The organism is Variovorax paradoxus (assembly GCF_009498455.1).
In the GTDB taxonomy this organism is placed as follows: Bacteria; Pseudomonadota; Gammaproteobacteria; order Burkholderiales; family Burkholderiaceae_C; genus Variovorax; species Variovorax paradoxus_H.
Genome location: NZ_CP045644.1, coordinates 3,628,498 through 3,648,395, shown reverse-complemented (window position 1 = coordinate 3,648,395; position 19,898 = coordinate 3,628,498). Strand labels below are relative to the sequence as shown.

At 67.3% G+C, this 19,898-nt stretch carries 16 protein-coding genes; 10 read left to right on the top strand and 6 right to left on the bottom strand.

Going from position 1 to position 19,898, the window contains the following annotated elements; genetic code table 11:
* Window positions 1–7: 7 nt before the first annotated feature.
* From GFK26_RS16690 to GFK26_RS16680, 3 genes are all read right to left on the bottom strand, one after another.
* Window positions 8–3,271 (bottom strand): efflux RND transporter permease subunit, encoded by a 3,264-nt coding sequence (locus GFK26_RS16690; protein ID WP_153282931.1) that lies wholly within the window; start codon window positions 3,269–3,271, stop codon window positions 8–10.
* 757 nt (window positions 3,272–4,028) lie between these two features.
* A complete protein-coding gene (locus GFK26_RS16685) occupies window positions 4,029–7,154 on the bottom strand; it encodes an efflux RND transporter permease subunit (protein ID WP_153282930.1) in 3,126 nt (1,041 codons plus the stop codon).
* 61 nt (window positions 7,155–7,215) lie between these two features.
* Window positions 7,216–8,865 (bottom strand): efflux RND transporter periplasmic adaptor subunit, encoded by a 1,650-nt coding sequence (locus GFK26_RS16680; protein ID WP_153282929.1) that lies wholly within the window; start codon window positions 8,863–8,865, stop codon window positions 7,216–7,218.
* 284 nt (window positions 8,866–9,149) lie between these two features.
* On the opposite strand from GFK26_RS16680, the gene GFK26_RS16675 reads away from it, so the two are divergent.
* The 4 genes from GFK26_RS16675 to GFK26_RS16660 all read left to right on the top strand — a co-directional run bounded on the left by GFK26_RS16675 (window position 9,150) and on the right by GFK26_RS16660 (window position 12,025).
* Entirely contained in the window at window positions 9,150–9,671 is a 522-nt protein-coding gene (locus GFK26_RS16675; protein ID WP_153282928.1) for a DUF6622 family protein, read from the top strand.
* Between the two features lie 104 nt (window positions 9,672–9,775).
* Window positions 9,776–10,072 carry a 2TM domain-containing protein gene (locus tag GFK26_RS16670; protein WP_153282927.1) on the top strand — a complete coding sequence of 99 codons (297 nt, stop codon included), beginning with the start codon at window positions 9,776–9,778 and terminating at the stop codon, window positions 10,070–10,072.
* Window positions 10,072–11,157, top strand: a complete 1,086-nt coding sequence (locus GFK26_RS16665; RefSeq protein ID WP_153282926.1) for a sensor histidine kinase — start codon at window positions 10,072–10,074, stop codon at window positions 11,155–11,157. Before GFK26_RS16670 ends, GFK26_RS16665 begins: the two co-directional genes overlap by 1 nt.
* Window positions 11,158–11,182: 25 nt before the next feature.
* Window positions 11,183–12,025 carry a LytR/AlgR family response regulator transcription factor gene (locus GFK26_RS16660; protein ID WP_153282925.1) on the top strand — a complete coding sequence of 281 codons (843 nt, stop codon included), beginning with the start codon at window positions 11,183–11,185 and terminating at the stop codon, window positions 12,023–12,025.
* Window positions 12,026–12,105: 80 nt separating this feature from the next.
* Here GFK26_RS16660 and GFK26_RS16655 read toward each other — a convergent pair whose 3' ends face one another.
* Window positions 12,106–12,462, bottom strand: a complete 357-nt coding sequence (locus tag GFK26_RS16655; protein WP_153282924.1) for a hypothetical protein — start codon at window positions 12,460–12,462, stop codon at window positions 12,106–12,108.
* A gap of 137 nt (window positions 12,463–12,599) precedes the next feature.
* On the opposite strand from GFK26_RS16655, the gene GFK26_RS16650 reads away from it, so the two are divergent.
* Window positions 12,600–14,414: a glutamine--tRNA ligase/YqeY domain fusion protein gene (locus tag GFK26_RS16650; RefSeq protein ID WP_153282923.1), complete on the top strand. Its 1,815-nt coding sequence runs from the start codon at window positions 12,600–12,602 to the stop codon at window positions 14,412–14,414.
* A 70-nt stretch (window positions 14,415–14,484) separates the two neighbouring features.
* On the opposite strand, the gene GFK26_RS16645 is transcribed toward GFK26_RS16650, so the two are convergent.
* Window positions 14,485–14,787, bottom strand: a complete 303-nt coding sequence (locus GFK26_RS16645) for a hypothetical protein (RefSeq protein WP_194274099.1) — start codon at window positions 14,785–14,787, stop codon at window positions 14,485–14,487.
* Between the two features lie 303 nt (window positions 14,788–15,090).
* On the opposite strand from GFK26_RS16645, the gene GFK26_RS16640 reads away from it, so the two are divergent.
* From GFK26_RS16640 to GFK26_RS16620, 5 genes are read left to right on the top strand one after another with little or no spacing between them, the layout of a single operon-like run.
* Window positions 15,091–15,651 carry a pseudouridine synthase gene (locus GFK26_RS16640; RefSeq protein WP_194274098.1) on the top strand — a complete coding sequence of 187 codons (561 nt, stop codon included), beginning with the start codon at window positions 15,091–15,093 and terminating at the stop codon, window positions 15,649–15,651.
* A 43-nt stretch (window positions 15,652–15,694) separates the two neighbouring features.
* Entirely contained in the window at window positions 15,695–16,591 is an 897-nt protein-coding gene (locus tag GFK26_RS16635) for a peptidoglycan DD-metalloendopeptidase family protein (protein ID WP_416222561.1), read from the top strand.
* Between the two features lie 48 nt (window positions 16,592–16,639).
* A complete protein-coding gene (locus tag GFK26_RS16630) occupies window positions 16,640–17,515 on the top strand; it encodes a hypothetical protein (protein WP_153282921.1) in 876 nt (291 codons plus the stop codon).
* 60 nt (window positions 17,516–17,575) lie between these two features.
* Window positions 17,576–18,484 carry a restriction endonuclease gene (locus tag GFK26_RS16625; RefSeq protein WP_153282920.1) on the top strand — a complete coding sequence of 303 codons (909 nt, stop codon included), beginning with the start codon at window positions 17,576–17,578 and terminating at the stop codon, window positions 18,482–18,484.
* Between the two features lie 14 nt (window positions 18,485–18,498).
* Entirely contained in the window at window positions 18,499–18,825 is a 327-nt protein-coding gene (locus GFK26_RS16620; protein ID WP_153282919.1) for a hypothetical protein, read from the top strand.
* Between the two features lie 17 nt (window positions 18,826–18,842).
* Here GFK26_RS16620 and GFK26_RS16615 read toward each other — a convergent pair whose 3' ends face one another.
* Window positions 18,843–19,697, bottom strand: a complete 855-nt coding sequence (locus GFK26_RS16615) for a succinylglutamate desuccinylase/aspartoacylase domain-containing protein (protein WP_228122042.1) — start codon at window positions 19,695–19,697, stop codon at window positions 18,843–18,845.
* Between the last annotated feature and the right edge of the window lie 201 nt (window positions 19,698–19,898).

The following is a 19,898-nucleotide window of genomic DNA, read 5'->3' as shown; positions in this document are numbered from 1 at the left end:
GTGGATCTCAGGCGGCCGGAGCGCGGCTCAGCGCGTGTTCGTTCTTGCCGCGGCGGCGCAGCTTGTCGAGCAGCAGGTACACCACCGGCGTGGTGAGCAGCGTCAGCAGCTGGCTCGCGATGAGCCCGCCGATGATCGCCACGCCCAGCGGCCGGCGCAGTTCGGCGCCCTCGCCGAAGCCGATGGCCAGCGGCAGTGCGCCGAGCGCGGCGGCCAGCGTGGTCATCAGGATGGGACGGAAGCGCAGCAGGCAGGCCTCGCGCACCGCCTCGAGCGGGCTCAGGCCGCGCGAGCGCTCGGCCTCCAGCGCGAAGTCGATGATCAAAATGGCGTTCTTCTTCACGATGCCGATCAGCAGGAACACGCCGATCAGCGCAATGATGGAAAACTCCATGCGGAACATCAAGAGCGCCAGCACCGCGCCCACGCCGGCCGAGGGCAAGGTCGAGAGCACCGTCACCGGATGCACCAGGCTCTCGTACAGGATGCCCAGCACGATGTAGATCACCACCAGCGCCGCCAAAATCAGCATCACCTGCTGCCCCTGCGACTGCTGCGCGCTCAGTGCGGTGCCGGCAAAGGCCCCGCGCACATTCGTCGGCATCGCGATGTTGGCCTCGGCCTTGGCGATGGCCTCGCGCGCATCGCCCAGGTTGGCGCCCTCGGCCAGGTTGAACGAGATGGTGGTGGCGAGCTCGCCGTCTTCATGGCTCACCGAGGTCGCGACCGACTGCTCCTCGAACTTCGCCACCGCCGACAGCGGCACCAGCGTGGTGGCCGTGTTGCTCAGCACGTTGCCGGTCGAGGCGTTGCGCAGGCCGGCATTGGCCGAAACCGGCACCGTCGCGGCGGCCGAGGTGGAGGCGGCCGAGGTGCTTGTCGATGTGGTTGCGGCGACCTGCGTGGTCACGGCCTGCCCGCCCACCACCGAGGTCCGCGTGGCGGGCACGTACACGTCGCGCAGCGCGTTCGGGCTGCGCGTGTAGGCCGGTGCCCACTCCATCACCACGTGGTACTGGTTGAGCTCGGTGTAGATCGTGGCCACCTGCCGCTGGCCGAAGGCGTTGTACAGCGCGTTGTCGATGGCGGTGGAGGTCAGCCCCAGGCGCCGCGCGCTGTCGGGGTCGACCTTCGCCACCGTCTCCACGCCGTTCTGGTCCTGGTCGGTGTCGATGTCGGTCAGCGTGGGTTGCTGCTTCATCTCGTCGGCCAGCTTCACGGCCCAGGTGCGCAGGTCGGACAGGCTGTCGCTCTTGAGCGTGTACTGGTAGGTGGAGTTGCTGGAGCGCCCGCCCGAGCGCACGTCCTGCACCGGGCCGAGGAACACGCGCAGCCCCGTCACCTGCGCCAGCTGCGGACGCAGCCGCGCGATCACCGCCAGGCCGCTGTCCTTGCGCTGGCTGGCCGGCTTCAGGTTGACGAACATGAAGCCGCCGCCCGCGCGCCCGCCGCCCGTGAAGCCCACCACCGTATCGACCGCCTCGTCCTTGCGGATGATGTCGACCACCTCCCGCAACTTGGCCGCCATGGCCTGCGACGAAATGCTCTGGTCGGCGCGCAGGCCGCCGTTGAGCTGGCCGCTGTCCTGCTGCGGGAAGAAGCCCTTCGGCGCCGCGCTGAACAGGTAGACATTGAGCCCCACCACCGCCAGCAGCACGAACATGACGATCGCCTTGCTGTCGAGCGCCCAGTCGAGCGCGCTCTCGTAGCGCTTGAGCATCCAGTCGTAGCTGCGCTCCGCCGCGCGGCCGAACCGGCCCGGCGGCTTGCCGTTGCCGTGGCCGTTGTTGCCGCCAGGCTTGAGCATCCACGCGCACATCATCGGCGTGGTGGTGAGCGAGATGACCAGCGAGATCAGCACCGCCGCCGACAGCGTCACCGCGAACTCACGGAACAGCCGCCCCACCTGCCCGCCCATGAACAGCAGCGGAATGAACACCGCCACCAGCGACACGCTGATCGACAGCACCGTGAAGCCGACCTCTTGCGCGCCGAGCAGCGCCGCCTTCATGCGCGACATGCCGGCCTCGATGTGCCGGCTGGTGTTCTCGAGCACCACGATCGCGTCGTCCACCACGAAGCCCGTGGCCACCGTGAGCGCCATCAGGCTCAGGTTGTTGAGGCTGAAGCCCAGCAGGTGCATCACCCCGAAGGTGCCCAGCAGCGCCACCACCGTCGCCACCGCCGGCACCACGGTCGCGCGCACGCTGCGCAAGAACAGGCTGACCACCAGCACCACCAGCAGCACTGCGATGACCAGCGTCATCTCCACTTCGCGCAGCGAGCTGCGAATGGAATTGGTGCTGTCCGACGCCACCTGCAGCGTCACGTCCGGCGGCAGTTGCGCCTGCAGCTCGGGCAGCAGCGCGCGCACGTTGTCGACCGTCTCGATGATGTTGGCCGAAGGCTGCCGCGTGATCAGCACGATGATCGCCGGCTCGCCGTTGAACAGGCCCAGCGTGCGCGTGTCTTCCACGCCGTCGATCACGTCGGCCACCTCGCGCAGCCGCACCGCCGCGCCGTTGCGCCAGGCCACGACCATCGAGGCGTAGTCGCTTGCACGCAGCGCCGGGGTCTGCGTGTAGATCTGCAGCTTGCGGCCTTCGCCTTGCACCATGCCCTTGGGGCGGTTTGCGTTCGATGCCTGGATCGCGGCGCGCACGTCGTCGGTGCTGATGCCGTAGCGGTTGAGTGCGAAGGGGAGCAGTTCGATGCGGACGGCGGGGAGCGAGCCGCCTCCGATTTCTACGTCGCCTACGCCGTCGACTTGCGACAGTCGCTGGCTGACGATGTTCGAGACTGCGTCGTAGATCTGGCCTGGGGTTTTCGTCTTTGACGTGAGGGCCAGGATGATGACTGGCGAAGCTGCTGGGTTGGCTTTGCGGTAGGTGGGGTTGCTTCTCAGCGTGGCGGGCAGGTCTACGCGGCTGGCGTTGATGGCGGCCTGGACTTCTCTGGCTGCGCCGTCGATGTTGCGGCTGAGGTCGAATTGCAGGGTGACGCGGGAGGAGCCTACCGAGCTGGTGGACGTCATTTCGTTGACGCCTGCGATTGTTCCCAGGTGTCTTTCCAATGGCGTCGCTACGCTTGTGGCCATCGTCTCGGGGCTTGCTCCGGGGATCGAGGCTCTTACCGAGATGACTGGGTAGTCGACTTGGGGGAGCGGGGAGACCGGGAGGACGAAGAACGCGGCTATGCCTGCTAATGCGATGCCTATGGTTAACAGGACTGTGCCTATGGGGCGGCGGACGAAGGGGCGCGACAGGTTCATCGCTGTGCCTTCTTTTGGGTTCCGAGGCCGGGTCTCGCCCCGGCGGGCGACCTACTTTTCTTTGCTTCGCCAAAGAAACGTAGGCAAAAGAAAGGCGACCCTGCTGTCTGCGTCCCTCCGCTTCGCTGCGGGCAACCTGCGGTGCTCGCGTTTCGCGGGGTCTCGCCCAAACTCGCTTCGCTCAAACAAGGGCGAGCCCTGATCCGCGAAACGCTGCGCTCCTCGGCGCATACAGAAGGGGTTGGGATACCAGCGGGCCATCGCTTCGCTCGGCGCCTGAACACCTCACGAGCCTTCGCTGCGCTCGGCCTGAATTGCTCCCTCTCCCCTTGGGGAGAGGGTTGGGGTGAGGGTCCGTGGCACAGAAACACCGCCTCGCGCGCATGAAGGCCGATGCCCTCACCCCCGCCCTCTCCCCGGGGGGAGAGGGAGCAAGTCCGGTCGCCGAGCGAAGCAAAGGCCCGATCGCAGGCCGAGCGAAGCGACGGCCCGTCCGGTATCGAAGCCCCTCTGGCTGCGCCGAGGAGCGCAGCGTTTCGCGGATCAGGGCTCGCAGCTGTTTGAGCGAAGCGAGTTCTGCGAGACCCCGCGAAACGCGAGCACCGCAGGTTGCCCCGTAGCGAAGCGCAGGGGTCGCAGACAGTGGGGTCGCCTTTTCTTTGCTTACTTTCTTTTGGCGAAGCAAAAGAAAGTGAGTCCGCCGCCGGGCGGAACTCCCGGCCTCGGAAAGAAAACAAGCAGCAGGAGATGGACAAGGTCAAGCCGTCTCCTCCTCAAGCTCCGAAGAAGAACGACGAGCACTCCCTCCCCCCAACCGATCAAACGCCAAATAAATAACCGGCGTAGTAAACAAAGTCAGCAACTGACTAACAATCAACCCACCAAAAATCGCCAACCCCAGAGGACGCCTCAACTCAGCCCCATCCCCAAAACTCAACATCAACGGCACAGCAGCAAACAAAGCCGCCAGCGTAGTCATCAAGATCGGCCGAAACCGCAGCAAAGCAGCCTGATGAATAGCTTCACGCGCAGACTTCCCTTGAGTCCGCTCCGCATCAATAGCAAAGTCGATCATCATGATCGCGTTCTTCTTCACGATGCCGATCAGCAGAATGATCCCGATGATCCCAATCACCCCCAGGTCATTGCCAGTAATCATCAAAGCCAACAAAGCCCCAACCCCCGCAGAAGGCAACGTAGACAAAATCGTCAACGGATGCACATAGCTCTCGTACAGCACCCCCAACACGATGTACACACAAACCACCGCCGCCAAAATCAACCACAGCTGATTCGACAAAGACTTCTCATAGGCCCCCGAAGCCCCCAGAAAAGTCATCGTCACACTCCCAGGCAACCCGATCTCTTTCGCAGCCGCGCGAATCGCCGCAACAGAACCACCGAGTGACACCCCCGGCGCCGTATCGAAGTTCAACGTACTCGCCGGATACTGCGCCACGTGCGTGATCTGCAACGGCGCCTGCCGCTCGCTGATCTCCGCAAAAGCCGACAGCGGCGTCGCCGTGCCCGACCCCGCAATGAGGTTCAACTGCCCCAGCGTCTGCGGCGTGTTCACCATGCCGGGCTGCGCTTCCAGAATCACGCGGTACTGGTTCGTCTCCGTGAAAATGGTCGACACGATGCGCTGGCCGAAGGCGCTGTACAGCGCATCGTCCACCGAACTCGCAGTGATCGACAGCCGCGATGCCGTGTCGCGGTTCACGTTCACATACGCGGCCAGGCCTTGCGCGCCAGCATCGCTGCTCACGTTGCGCACCTTGTCCGAGTCCTGCAGCTTCGCCACGAGCTTCTGCATCCACTCGGTGACGAGCGCGCTGTTCACGCCTTCCAGCGACACGCGGTACTCGGTCGGGCCGGTCTCGGCATCGATGGTCAGGTCTTGCGTGGGCTGCAGGTACAGCGTGAGGCCCGCCACCTTCTGCACGCGCTCGCGCAGGCGGTCCATCACCTCCTGCTGGTCGTCGTGGCTCTTCGTCAGGTTGATGAGCATGCTGCCGGTGTGCAGCATCGTGTTGTTGGCCGCGTCGACGCCGACGAAGGAACTCAGGTTCTCGACATCGGGGTCTTCAAGAATCGCGCGCGCGGCCTGCTGCTGCAGTTGCGCCATGCGTTCGAAAGACACGTCTTGCGCGGCCTGCACGCGGGCCTGCAGCTGGCCGGTGTCCTGCGTGGGGAACAGGCCCTTCGGGATCGTGAGGTACAGCAGCACGGTCAGCACCATGGTGAGCAGCGCCACCAGCAGCGTGAGCGGCTGGTGCGCGATCACCCAGTGCAGCGAGCGGTCGTAACGCACCATCACGCCGTCGAAGAAGCGCTGGGCGCGCGCGCCGAAGCCGGTGCCCGTCGCGTCTTTCTTCGGTTCGTGCTTGAGCCAGCGCGCCGACATCATCGGCACCAAGGTGAGCGAGACCACGCCCGAGATCAGGATGGTGATGGCGAGCGTCACGGCGAACTCGCGGAACAGCCGGCCCACCACGTCGCCCATGAACAGCAGCGGGATCAGCACCGCGATAAGCGACACGGTCAGCGAGATGATGGTGAAGCCGATCTGCGCGGCGCCCTTGAACGCGGCCTGCAGCGGCTTTTCGCCTTCCTCGATGTAGCGCGCGATGTTCTCGATCATGACGATCGCGTCGTCGACCACGAAGCCGGTCGCGATGGTCAGCGCCATCAGGCTCAGGTTGTTCAGGCTGTAGCCCAGCAGGTACATCAGGCCGAAGCTGCCGATCAGCGAGATCGGCACGGCGATGCTGGCGATGACGGTGGCGCGCAGGCTGCCCAGGAACGCGAAGATCACCAGCACCACGAGCACCACGGCCAGCACCAGCTCCATCTCGACGTGCTGCACCGACGAACGGATGCCGGCGGTGCGGTCGCTCAGCACCTCGATCTGCAGGCCCGCGGGCAGGCCGGCCTGCAGCTCGGGCAGCTGCGTCTTGATGGCGTTGACGGTGGCGATCACGTTGGCGCCGGGCTGGCGCTGCACGTTCAGGATGATGGCCGGCGTGAGCTGCACCTCGCCATCGACCTTGCGCCCGGACCAGGCGCCCAGCTGTGCGTTCTCGGCGCTGTTGACCACGCGCGCCACGTCGACCATGCGGATCGGCGCGCCGTTCTTGTAGCTGACGATGAGGTTCTTGTAGTCGTCGACCGTGAGCAGCTGGTCGTTCGAGTTGATGGTGTAGGCGCGCTTGGGGCCGTCGAAGCTGCCTTTGGCGCCGTTGGAGTTGGCCGCGCTGATGGCGGTGCGCAGCGTATCGAGGCCGATGCCGTTGGCCGCGAGCGCCTGCGTGTTGGCCTGGATGCGCACGGCCGGGCGCTGCCCGCCGCTGAGCGACACGAGGCCCACGCCCGAGACCTGGCTGATCTTCTGCGCGAGCCGGGTGTTCACGAGGTTCTGCACCTCGGTGAGCGGCAGCGTGTCGGAGGTGATGGCCAGCGTGAGCACGGGCGCGTCGGCCGGGTTGACCTTGGCGTACACCGGCGGCGCGGGCAGGTCGGCCGGCAGCAGCGAGCCGCCGGCGTTGATAGCGGCCTGCACTTCCTGCTCGGCGACGTCGAGCGTCTGGCCCAGCGAGAACTGCAGCGTGATGATCGACACGCCCGCGGCGCTGGTCGAACTCATGCGGTCGAGCCCCGACATCTGGCCGAACTGGCGTTCGAGCGGCGCGGTGACGGTGTTGCTCATGACCTCGGGGCTGGCCCCGGGGTAGAGCGTCTGGACCTGGATGGTCGGGTAGTCGACCTGCGGCAGCGCCGCCAGCGGCAGGAAGCGAAACGCCACCAGGCCGGCCAGCACGATGGCCAACATCAGCAGCGAGGTGGCGACCGGCCGCAGGATGAACGGGCGCGACGGGCTCATAGATATACCTTCGTGCTTCGCACTGCGGTGCGAGCTTGTTTGGGGCGGCCCGGCACGGCGCTCATGGGCTGCGCCGTCCCTCACCGCCGCGTTCGCCGCCGGCGCCGCCGCGCTCGGACTGACGTTGCCAACGCTCCAGCGCGGCCGGGTCGCCGCGGTCGAGCGCTTCGAGAAAACGCTTGCGGCGTTCGAGCTGTTCGGGGTCGTCCTTGGCCGCGTCGAGCATGCGCTGGCGCTGTTCGGGGGTGGGGAGCTTGGCGGGTGTGGTGGCTGCAGGGGCTGCAGCAGGTGCGGGCGTTGTTGCCGCAGGTGCTGCGGCCGGCGCAGTGGGTGCCTGCAATGGCGCGGCAGGCGCAGCCGCTTCGGACGGACGCGCACCGCCGGCGCCTTCCTGCCGACGTCCGCCGCGCCGTCCGCCCGGCGCTGCTGCACCAGAGGCCGCACCGGCGGGCCGGTCGACCGTGGTCTGCACGCGCGCGCCGTCCTTCAGTCGATCGCCGCCTTCGGTCACCACGGTTTCGCCGGGCTGCAGGCCCTTGGTGATCGAGGCGAAATCGACACTCGATTCACCGCGTGTCACCGGGCGCTGCGAGGCCGTGTTCTCGGCCGTCACCACATACACGTAATCGCCGTTCGGACCGTGGCGCAGCGCCGTGACCGGCACCACCACCGCGCTGCTCACGGTGCGCAGCAGCAGCCGCAGGTTGACGAACTGGTTCGGGAACAGCGCGCCGTCGGCGTTGGTGAAACGCGCCTTGGCCTTCACGGTGCCGGTCTGCGTGTCGACCATGTTGTCGAGCGTGGAAAAAGTGCCCTCGGCCAGTCGGCGCGTGCGCGTGCGGTCGAAGGCGGTGGTGGCGAGCGTGGCGCCCTGCCCCAGCCGTTCCTGCACCTCGGGCACGCGGTCTTGCGGAATGGAGAACTCGACGTCGATGGGCGCGATCTGCGTGATGGTGGCCACGCCGCCCGTGCTGCCGGTCGAGATGTAGTTGCCCGCGTCCACCGGCCGCAGGCCGATGCGCCCGCTCACCGGCGCCGTGATGCGGCTCCAGGCCAGGTTGAGCTTGGCCGTGTTCTCGTTGGCGCGGTCGATGGCCACCGTGCCTTCGAGCTGCTTGACCAGCGCGGCCTGGGTGTCGACCTCCTGGCGGGCGATGGAGTCCTGCCCGAGCAGCGTCTGGTAGCGCTGCAGCGTGACGCGCGCCGCGGCCAGTTGCGCCTCGTCGCGCTGGCGTGCACCGGCGGCCTGCGCCAGCGCGTTCTCGAAGGGCTGCGGGTCGATGGTGGCGAGCACGTCGCCTTTCTTGACCATCTGGCCTTCCTTGAACAGCACGGCCGTGAGCACGCCCGACACTTGGGGCTGCACCGTCACATTGGCCAGCGGCGTGACCGTGCCCAGCGCTTCGAGCTGCACCGGAATGTCGGCCTGCCGCGCGACGGCGGTGCCGACGGTGCTGGAGGCCGGGCCGCCGCCACCCGCCCGCCCGCCCGGACCGCCGGGCCCACCGCCCGGCCGGCCCGCCCCGGCGCCGGGTCCACCCGCGCCGGGCGCCGGTGATTTGGAACGCTGGATCAGGTACCAGGCACCGCCCCCGAGGGCCACTAGCAGAAGCAGGGCCATCAGGCTTCCGAACCAGCGGCGCCGGCGCGCCGGAGGATGGGTCGGCGACACGATGGGTGGCAGAGGCTCGGGGGGCGTGTGGGAATCCATGGGCGGTGCGTGCGAAGGGGTGCGAAAGGCGGCCTGAAGGGAGGCGGCCTAGAGTACAGCGCGAAATATCACTCCCCAAGTTTTCCGTGCCGTAAAGCGACGGTAAAGCTTCCGAGGGACATCTGCTGCGCCCTTCCGCCCGCCATTCACGCCGGCGACCGGCACTTCACGCCGCTCATCGGCATTTCGTCGCAGGGCCGTGGCGGCAGCCGGGCGGCATCGGCACAGTCCGCTCCATCGATTCGCTGCCCTCTTTGTCTTCTTCCCACCGAACGGAGCCTTCCATGCTGATGCAGATCCTTCTTCACACACCCAAGTGGGTGTTTGCCGTGTTCGTCCTGCTGGCCTGGCTCGGCGGCCGCCAGCTCGTGGCCAACCGCCTCGGCCTGAATCGCGTGCTGGTGATGCCGGTCGCGATGGCCGGCCTGTCGTTCTACGGCGTGGTGTCGGTGTTCGGCGACTCGGCCGGCGCGCTGCTCGGCTGGGCCGTGGCGGCGCTGCTGCTCGTGGCGCTGGTGCTGCGCCGCCCGCTGCCCGCGACCACGCGCTACGACGCCGCGGTGCGCCAGTTCGAGGTGGCCGGCACCGCCGTGCCGCTGATGCTGATGATGGGCATCTTCTTCACCAAGTACGTGGTCGGCGTGTCGCTGGCGATGCACCCCGAGCTGCGCCCCCACGCGGCCTTCGCCCTGGGCGTGCCCGCGCTGTACGGCGCCTTCAGCGGCATCTTCGCGGCCCGTGCCGCGCGGCTTTGGCGGCTGGCGGCTGCGTCGGGTGCGATGGTCAGCGGGGCGCGCGCGGCCTAAGATTCCGGTCCCGTTCCGACCCTTGCGGCCAGAACAGTCAGGACCGAGTTCGAACGCATCCAAAAACCATCCCATCCTGATCTGTCTGTCCAAGGAGAACTCTCATGAACACATCCACCCCTTCGAACCGTGCCGACGCCGACCTTGAAAAGCGCGCCCGCCGCCGCGCCGGCGCCAAGATGGGCTGGTACATCCACGCCTTCGTCTACGTCGTCGTCAACCTGGGCCTGGGCGGGCTGGCCGCCTCGCGCGGCCACACCTGGGCCGTCTACCCGCTCATGGGCTGGGGCCTGGGGCTGCTGATCCACGGCGCGGTGGTCTGGTTCCTCGCGCCCGGCGGCGGCTTCTACGACCGGCTGGTGGCGCGCGAGCGCCGCACCCTGGGCGCCGAGGACCGTTGATGACGGCAGCGGCGGACACCGCCCGCCCCTCGCGCTTTCGCGCCGAGAACCTCCGGGACATCCTGCGGCATGGCCTGATCACGGTCGCCTTCTGCTGCGTCATCGCCGCGGCATTGACGGTCTCGGGCATGGGCAGCTGGGATTCGCAGATGGTGTATTCGCTGTCGATCGGAACCATCAGCTGGCTGGTCATCGACACCGGCCGCCTGTTCATCAGCGGCAGGAACGACGTGCTCTGGCCGCACGGCCCCTGGGGCTTCGTGCTGGTGGCCTTCGGCGTCGTGCTGGGCTTCCTCGGCGGCGGGGCCATCGGGGACGCCTGGGTCGGGCGGCCGCTGTTCGACTTCAGCGGCTTCGCCCGGCACCGGATGGCCTCCACCATCGTCATCACGCTGGCGGCCACCATCGGCATGTGCTACCTCTTCTACAGCCTGGGGCGCAGCAAGCACATGCAACGCCAGATCGACCTGGCCCAGCGCAATGCCACCGAAGCCCGCCTCAAGCTGCTCGAAACGCAACTCGAGCCGCACATGCTCTTCAACACGCTGGCCAACCTGCGCGCGCTCATCACCGTCGATCCACCGCGCGCCGTGGCCATGCTCGACCGGCTCAACAGCTATCTGCGCATGACCCTCAACGGCTCACGCGCGCTGTCGCATCCGCTGTCGGCCGAGTTCGACCGGCTGGGCGATTACCTCGAACTGATGTCGGTGCGCATGGGCGAGCGCCTGCGCTACACGCTCGACCTGCCCGACGACCTGCGCGATACGCCGGTGCCGCCGCTGCTGCTGCAGCCGCTGGTCGAGAACAGCATCCGCCACGGGCTCGAGCCCCAGGTCGAAGGCGGCGAAATCGCCGTGCGCGCGCGCCGCGAGGCGGGCGAACTGGTCATCGAAGTGAGCGACACCGGGGTCGGGCTCGATGCCGCACCTCAACAGCCCTCGGAAGAAGGCAGCGGCTTCGGGCTCGAACAGGTGCGCGAGCGGCTGGCCACCGTGTACGGCGAGCAAAGCCGCCTGAGCCTGAGTCCCGCGACCTCGGGCGGCGGTACGTGCGTCACCCTGAACCTTCCCCTGCCCGCCTGAACATGCCCACGACGACAGGAAGACGATGCCCCTCACCGCCCTCATCGCCGAAGACGAACCCCTGCTGGCCCAGGCCCTGCAGGCCGAACTGGCCGCCGCCTGGCCCGAGTTGCGCGTGGTCGCCACCGCCCGCGACGGCCGCAGCGCCGTGCGCGAAGCGCTGAGGCTGCTGCCGCAGGTGCTGTTCTTCGACATCCGCATGCCCGGCCTCGACGGCCTGGGCGCCGCCGCCGAGCTGGCCGACAGCTGGCCCACCGACGAGGCGCCGATGCCGCAGCTGGTGTTCGTGACCGCCTACGACGAGTACGCCGCGCGCGCCTTCGAGGCCGAGGCCATCGACTACGTGCTCAAGCCCGTGCAGCCCGAGCGCCTGCGCAAGACCGTGGCGCGGCTGCGGCAGGCATTGGCGGCGACGGCGCCGTCGATGACGCCGCCCGTCCCGGCCGAGGAGGTGCTGGAGCGCACCCTCGCCCAGTGGCGCCAGGTGCTGGGCGCCGCCGGCGGTGCCCCATCGGCATCGGCATCGTCGTCATCCGTGCCGCTGCGCATGATCGCCGCCAGCGATGCCGGCGGCGCCACCGTGCGCATGGTGCCGATCGACGAGGTGCTGTATTTCGAGGCCGCCGACAAATACCTGCGCGTGCTCACCGCCACGCAGGAATACCTGATCCGCACGCCCCTCAAGCAGCTGCTGCCCCAACTCGACCCCGACACCTTCTGGCAGGTGCACCGCGCGGTGGTGGTGCGCAGCGCCGCCATCGAGGCGGTGCACCGCGACGAGGCCGGCAAGCTGCACCTGGCGCTGCGCGGGCGGGCCGAGAAGATCCCGGTCAGCCGGCTCTACGCGCACCTGTTCCGCGCCATGTGAAATTTGCGCGGCGAGCGCGCAGCAAAAAGCCGGCCTTTCGGGGCCGGCTTTTTTCATTCCGTCACAAACGGCGTTGTAAATCAGCGCCAGTGGCCGTGTCCGTGGCCATGACCGCGGTGATAGCCGCGACCGTAGTAGCGCGGGCCGTAATAGGCCGGCGGTGCGTAGTACACCGGTGCCGGGCGGTAGTACACCGGCGGCGGCGGACGGTAGTAGACCGGGGGCGGCGGTGCGTAATACACAGGAGCCGGCGGTGCATAGACCGGGGCCGGGTAGTAGGCGGGACCGCCCACGCCGACCGCCACGCCGGGCACGCCGACGCCGATCGACCAGCTCACGTCGCCGCGGGCGCTGGCCGAGGTGGCCGCAAAGAGGGCACCGAAGGCCACCGCACCGGCAGCGGCCCATTTGAAGAAGGTAGAACGTGTGACGCTCATGATGTGGATCTCCTTGTTGAGGGGGCGTTGTGCGCCCATGTGTGTATTGAACGCCCCAATTGCAAAGCAGGTGGACGCTGCAATGTGAAGAGCGTTGCCAAAAGTAACCCCGACGGACCCCCCTCTAGAATGATGCGATGACCTCCCCGACCGACAAAAGCGGCACCAAAACGACCGCTGCACCGAGCAATTTCCTGCGCCATGTGATCGAGAACGACCTCGCACAGGGTGCCTACGCAGGCCGCACCTGGGGCGGTTCCCCGGGCGACGCCGCCCACCACGCCCAGGGCATGCCCGACCCCGCCAAGGTGCGCATGCGCTTTCCGCCCGAGCCCAACGGCTACCTGCACATCGGCCACGCCAAGAGCATCTGGCTGAATTTCCAGCTGGCCAAGGAATACGGCGGCGTGTGCCACCTGCGCTTCGACGACACCAACCCCGAGAAGGAAGAGCAGGAGTACGTCGATTCCATCCGCGACGCCGTGAAGTGGCTCGGCTACGAAACCTACCTGGCCGACCGCCCCAGCGCGCCCGGCACGCTGCAAGAGCACGAGTACTTCGCCAGCAACTACTTCGACTTCATGTACGAAGCCGCCGAGTACCTGATCGGCGCCGGCCTGGCCTACGTCGACGAGCAGACGCCCGACGAGATGCGCGCCAACCGCGGCGACTTCAACACGCCCGGCACCGACAGCCGCTTCCGCTCCCGCAGCTCGCAAGAAAACCTCGCGCGCTTTCGCGAGATGCGCGACGGCAAGCTCGATGACGGCGCCGCCATCCTGCGCGCGAAGATCGACATGGCGAGCCCCAACATCAACATGCGCGACCCCGCGCTGTACCGCATCCGCCGGGCCACCCACCACAACACGGGCGACAAGTGGTGCATCTACCCGATGTACACCTACGCGCACCCGATCGAAGACGCGCTGGAGCAGATCACCCACTCCATCTGCACGCTCGAATTCGAAGACCAGCGCCCCTTCTACGACTGGCTGCTCGACCGCCTCGCCGAAGGCGGCCTTGTCGCCAGCCCGCACCCGCGCCAGTACGAGTTCGCCCGCCTGAACGTCACCCACGTGATGACCAGCAAGCGCAAGCTGCGCCAGCTGGTCGAAGAAAAGCACGTCGACGGCTGGGACGACCCCCGCATGCCCACCATCGCCGGCCTGCGCCGCCGCGGCTACACGCCCGCTGCGCTGCAGCTGTTCTGCGAACGCAGCGGCACCACCAAGTCGGGCGGCTGGATCGAGTACGCCAGCCTCGAGGCCGCGCTGCGCGACACCCTCGACCCCATCGCGCCGCGCTCCATGGCCGTGCTCGATCCGGTGAAGCTGGTCATCACCAACTGGGGCGAGCTGATGGGCGGCGACGATGTGCTCGACGACTGCTCGGCCCCCGTGCACCCGCACCACCCCGAGATGGGCAAGCGCGAGTTCAAGCTCGGCCGCGACGTCTGGATCGAGCGCACCGACTACGAAGACGTGCAGCCCAAGGGCTTCTTCCGCCTGTTCCCCGGCAACAAGGTGCGCCTGAAGTACGGCCACGTCATCGAATGCACCGGCGCCACGCGCGACGCCGACGGCAAGCTCCTCGAAGTGCAGGCCACGTTGGTGCCCGACACCAAGAGCGGCACGCCCGGCGCGGACGCGATCAAGGTCAAGGGCAACATCACCTGGGTCGCCGCGGCCGATGCCGTGCAGGCCGAGGTGCGGCTGTACGAACGCCTGTTCGCCGAAGCCAACCCGGGCAGCGGCGAGCTGCTGGACGAGCTGAACAAGCACAGCCTCGAGGTGTGCACGGCATTCGTCGAGCCGTCGCTGGCGAAGGCGGAAGCGGGCGTGGGCATCCAGTTCGAGCGGCATGGGTACTTCGTGCGCGACGCGAAGGCCGGCGCAGAAGACAAGCCCGTGTTCAACCGCGCGGCGGGGATGCGGGACAGCTGGGCCAAGTAAGGCCGGTTGCCGCGCTCTCCCGCAAAGCCGGGGCTGTCATGGCTTCGGCTTTTTCTTTTTCAGCAGAGCGCTATTTCGGCTGCTTGTAGACCACGCCCAGCACCGCGCTGTTCTCGTCGGTGGTGCAGACGACGGAGCGACCTTGCGGGCCGACCTTCAGGTTGATCGTGTAGATCCCGTCGCGCGGCGTGGTGCCGCTGTCGACAACGATGCTGGCCGCAGGCACCTTCAATTCACGCGCGGTTGCAGCCACGCAGTTCTTGACGCTCGCCTCGGGCGCGCCGCCGACGCGAACGGAGGTGCTGTCGCAGGCGGTCAGCAAAACGCTGGCGCTTGCCAAGCATGCGATGTAGATGAAGGTTCGCATGGTCATTCCGAGTTCTCTGATGTTGTCAGGATCGGATCGAATTAACTGGTGCCCGACCGCTGCACGGTGCAGGACAGGCCCTTTCCTGCATGTGGCCCTACGCTGACTTTTCGACCCCGACTCCGCTTTTCCATACGTCGAGTTTCGGTATGTCATTGATCTGATGAGATTTTCCGTATGAAACTTGATTCATGGGAATCTCACGGAAAGCTTGACTCCTCGTTGACCGGCGCAGACAGACATCGTGGCACAACTGGTGCGAGACTATCTGCCGCAATTGGCCGATGCGCCACGCGACGCCACCCGCCCATGAATCTGCCAACCGACTCCCGCCTCATCCGCTTCAACAAACCCTACGGTGTCCTCAGCCAGTTCACGCCCGAGGGCCGCTGGCGCGGGCTGAAGGACTTCATCGACCTCCCCGGTGTCTACGTCGCCGGACGCCTCGATGCCGACAGCGAAGGCCTGCTGCTGCTCACCGACGACGGCAAGCTGCAAGCGCGCATTGCCGATCCGCGCTTCAAGATGGAGAAGACCTACTGGGTGCAGGTCGAGGGCGTGCCGACCGACGAGGCGCTGGCGGCGCTGCGCAACGGCGTGCAGCTCAACGACGGCCTTACGCGTCCCGCACGGGCGCGCCTGCTCGACCCACCGCCCGCCGTGTGGAACCGCGAGCCCCCGATCCGCGAGCGCAAGCTCATTCCCACCGCGTGGCTGGAGCTGGCGATCAGCGAAGGCCGCAACCGCCAGGTGCGGCGCATGACCGCGGCCGTCGGGCTGCCGACGCTGCGCCTCATCCGCGCCGCCATCGGGCCTTACACGCTCGACGGACTGGCGCCCGGAACCTGGCTGGAACAGAACGGCGACTGAGCCGTTGCATTACCAACACTTCATTCGAATCCTGTCCATGCACATGAACCTCCCTTTCTCCGACCTCCCCTCCTCTGCCGCATTGAACCGCCGCAGCGCCGTGCTCGGCGCCCTCGGCTTGCTGGCGCTGCCGGCCGGTGCCGCGGCCCCGAACAAGAAAAACAAGCCGCAGGCGCCCGACGTCTGGCCGCATGCCTTGCTGGTGCCCGGCGGCATTGCCCGCCTGTCGCTCGGCCCCGCGGCCACGCGGCCCAAAGCCTTCACCGGTGATGTGCCGGTGCTGGTGCTCGGCGATCCGATCGAATGGACCGCGCTCGTCGGCATTCCACTCGCCACTCCGCCGGGCGAAGCCCACATCAGCGTGCGCGCCGAGGGCAAGCCCGAGCGCCAGATCGCTTACACCGTCGCCCCGAAGCAGTACCGCGAACAACGCCTGACGGTGGCGCCGCGCAGGGTCGACCTGTCGCCCGAGGACCAGGCCCGCTACAACAAGGAGCGCGACCACCTGGCCGGCGTGATGGCCACCCTCACCGACCTGCGCCCCGACGCCGCCCTGCAGATGCGCGTGCCCGTGCCGGGCCGCCGTTCCAGCTCGTTCGGTCTGCGCCGCGTGTTCAACGGCCAGTCGCGCAATCCGCACAGCGGCATGGACATCGCAGCCGGCACCGGCACGCCCGTGCTTGCGCCGCTGGCCGGCAAGGTGATCGACACCGGCGACTACCTCTTGCCCGGCGGCACCGTCTGGCTCGACCACGGCGGCGGCCTGCTGACGATGTACTGCCACCTGAGCCGATGGGACGTGAAGGTGGGCGACGTGCTCAAGGTTGGCGAGCCGCTGGCCGCCGTGGGCGCGACGGGGCGGGTGACAGGGCCGCACCTGCATTGGGGGGTGATGCTGAACCGGACGATGGTGGATCCGGCGTTGTTCGTTGCGGGTTGAGTGGCGCGCGTGGGAGCGAGCTCTCATGAGCCTCTGAGATCGCAGCGCATGACGATCCGGACCAAGTCCTTCCTCATCTGGCTCGCCGTCGTTCCGGTGCTCTCGGCCCTGTGCGTCATCGGCTTGAACCTGTTGCCGCTCTGGTTCGTGTACCTCCTGCCCTATGCGATCGGGGTGGCCTTGCTGGTGATCCTCGTGGCGATCGTTGCGGCAGGCGGCGCGACCAAGACCCTCGGCGCGAGCTTCGGGGGCCTTGCTGCCGGCGTCGTGCTGGTGTTCATTGCCTACGACATCGTCAAAACCGCCGATCGAGCGGATTGGAACGCTTCGTACGACGAATTCCGGCAGTTCAGCCAGGTCGTGGCACGCGGCGATCGAAAGGCCACGGCGTTGGCTCTCGACGATCTCCGGCGCTTCACGCCGGCCGAAGCGCTCTGCATCCTCGGTTCCGAGAGCGGGACCGGTGGCTCGGGATATCTGATGCCCGAAGGACCGGACACGCAGCGCACTCGCCAAGGAAATCGCTACTTCATCTCGACGCCGCGACTTTTCGAGGTGGCCGAGATCCTCGTTTCGACGCAACCTGATCAGCGCGAAACGCAGGTGGCCCTTTACGACATGCTGCGGGACTTGCACCGGCGCGGCGACCCCGCGGCATTTCCGCGCTGGGAACAGCTCTGGCTGCGCACAAAAGCCGCCACGGGCGGCACCGCCGGCTGGCACTTCGACGGTGCCCGCTTGAGGCGACCATCCGAGCAGTGCGGAGGAGACGACGACACGCACCTCGCCGATCTGGTCAAGGAAATCAACAAGCCACCCGAAACACCGGAAGAAGCGCGTGCCCACGAGTCGGGAAGCTCGCAAGCACGGCAAGCCGCAGACCAGGCACGTCGAGACGCGCAGCACAACGCTGTCGCGCGGTGAAGGCCCGGGCGCCCGCCCCCGCTTATAAAGAGACCTTTCGAGGAGCGAGGCGAGCGACCGATGGCAAAACAAACAAGAACCGAGCGCCGACGCGAGCGTGCGCGACAGGAACTGGCTGGCAAGGGCTGGACCGCGATCTTCTTCGGCATCGTGCTGCTGGTGATCGCCCCCGCCTTCCTGACAGGGCCGATCGTGGGCGGGCTGGGACCGGCGCTCCGGCCCGCCGGGTGGGTCGCTCTGGCGGTCGGCGCCGTGCTGCTGGGCCTGCACTACATCGTCCGTCGTCAGGCCGCCCGCGTGGAGATCGAGCCCGCTGCAGCTCGAACTGCGGCACGACCCGCGCCCGCTGTGACCACCGAGCGTCGCGAGCCTGCGCTATCGACAGTGCCCCAAGTGAGCCAGGAATCACAGTGGGGCCCCGCCGTGCTCCACGCCATCGAATGGCGTCGCTTCGAAGCCTTGTGCGAAGCGCTGTACGCACAAGCCGGGTTCACGACGCGCAGCCAATCGCACGGCGCGGACGGCGGCGTCGATATCTGGCTCCAGTCCAAGCACAGTGACGTCCCGCGCATCGTCCAGTGCAAGCACTGGCAAGGCAAAGCCGTGGGCGTGAAGGAAATGCGCGAGTTCTTCGGCGTGATGGCTTCGCATCAATTGAAGAGCGGCACCTACGTGACGAGCTCGACCTTCTCGGCGGAAGCAGCTGCGTTTGCGAAGGCGAACGGCATCCACGCCCAAGACGGCGCGGCCCTGCTCAGGCTGATCGGCCAGCGCACGCCCGAGCAACAAGCGGCCCTGCTCGCCGTGGCCTACGAAGGCGAATACTGGCGGCCCACCTGCGCGAGCTGCGGCACCAAGATGGTCGAAAAGCCTTCGTCCAAAAACGACGGCAGCTTCTGGGGCTGCGCCAACTATCCGAAGTGCCGGGGCCGGACGATCCCGAAGTCGAAGGCATTCGCGACGGTCTAACCGGAAGGCAAGCCATGGCCCATCCACCGATGTTCACCGAAGCCTGCCTCGACACCTCCTTCGCGCGCACCACCGAACGCCGCGAAGCCCTCGCCCTCCTCAACACCCGCCTGCACCCTGCCCTGCAGCGAATCGTCGCCGCCGAAGTCGCCGCGGGTAACCGCGTCGTCGACGTCGGCATCGACTGGCCCGACGTGGGCTCGGTCCATGTCACGCTGCACACGCGCTTCACCGGCCGGCACGCCGGCAAGGAAGCCGCGTTCAGCCTCTGCAACGACCCGCACTACTGGCACGCCGACTACAGCACCGCGGAAAAACCGCGGCACCTGCTGATCTGCTGAACTGAAGAACGCCGCCTTCAGAGCGGCTTCGTCAGATACACCGCCTCGCGCCCGACGATCGTGCGCTGCGCGGGCATGAAGATCGTGCAGTCGTCGCACGGCGCGCGGATTTCGTCCGGGCCGTTGGTCGCGATCAGCTCGCCCTTGGCGAAGGTCTCGAAGCCGATCAGCGGACGCACGAAGGCGAAGTCTTCCGACTTGATGACGTGCGTCTGCAGCAGCTCGAAGCGGCGCTGCTCGCCAGGAGCGGGCACGCCCGGGTCCTTGTCGATGAGGCCGAAGTGCGCCAGGAAGTCGAGCGAGATGGCGGTGGCCAGCTCGGAGGCCGAGCGCAGGAAATGCTGGCCGCACTCGGCCACCAGCGCCACGCCCTTGCCGTCGGCCTTGCCATGCTGGCCGTGCTGGATCAGCGGCGTGCCCGAGCCCAGGCCGTCGGGCATCACGAGGTGCACCGACGGGCGGCCGATGGCCATGGCAGCCTCGGCGTTGCGGTCGAAGGCCGGGTACACCCAGAACGGGATCACGGGCTGGCTCGTGGAATGGATGTCGAGGATGTGGTCGGCCGCGCTCACCACCGGGCGCAGCACGCGGGCGCGGCTCAGCTCGGGGCTGTCTTCGCTGCCGTCGAGCCATTCGGGCGACCACACGCGGTTGAGGTTGTGCACCAGCTGGCGGCTGTCGAAAGGCCGCGCCTCGTTGAAAGACTCGTAGGCCGCCACGTTGGCAAAGCTGATGGTGAGCGTGCCGATCTTCGGGCGCACACCGGTGTCGAGCAGGTGCGTGGCGGCGGTCATGCCGCAGATCTCGTTGCCGTGCGTCAGCGCGTTGATGAGCACGTGCGGGCCGGGCTTGCCGGACTCGAAGCGGTGCACGTAGTCGATGCCAACGTTGCCCTCGCGGTAGGCGGAAAGGTCGCGGGGAGGACTTCGAGGGCGGGGGCAATTGGGTCATGGGGATGGTGTCGAATGAAGCGGCCGGACGAGTTTGCTACAGGTCACAGATTTGTGCCTTTCTTCCCAAAAACAGCGCCTTGAGCCGCAAATTCACATTTACGAATCATTTTTTGAGCCGAT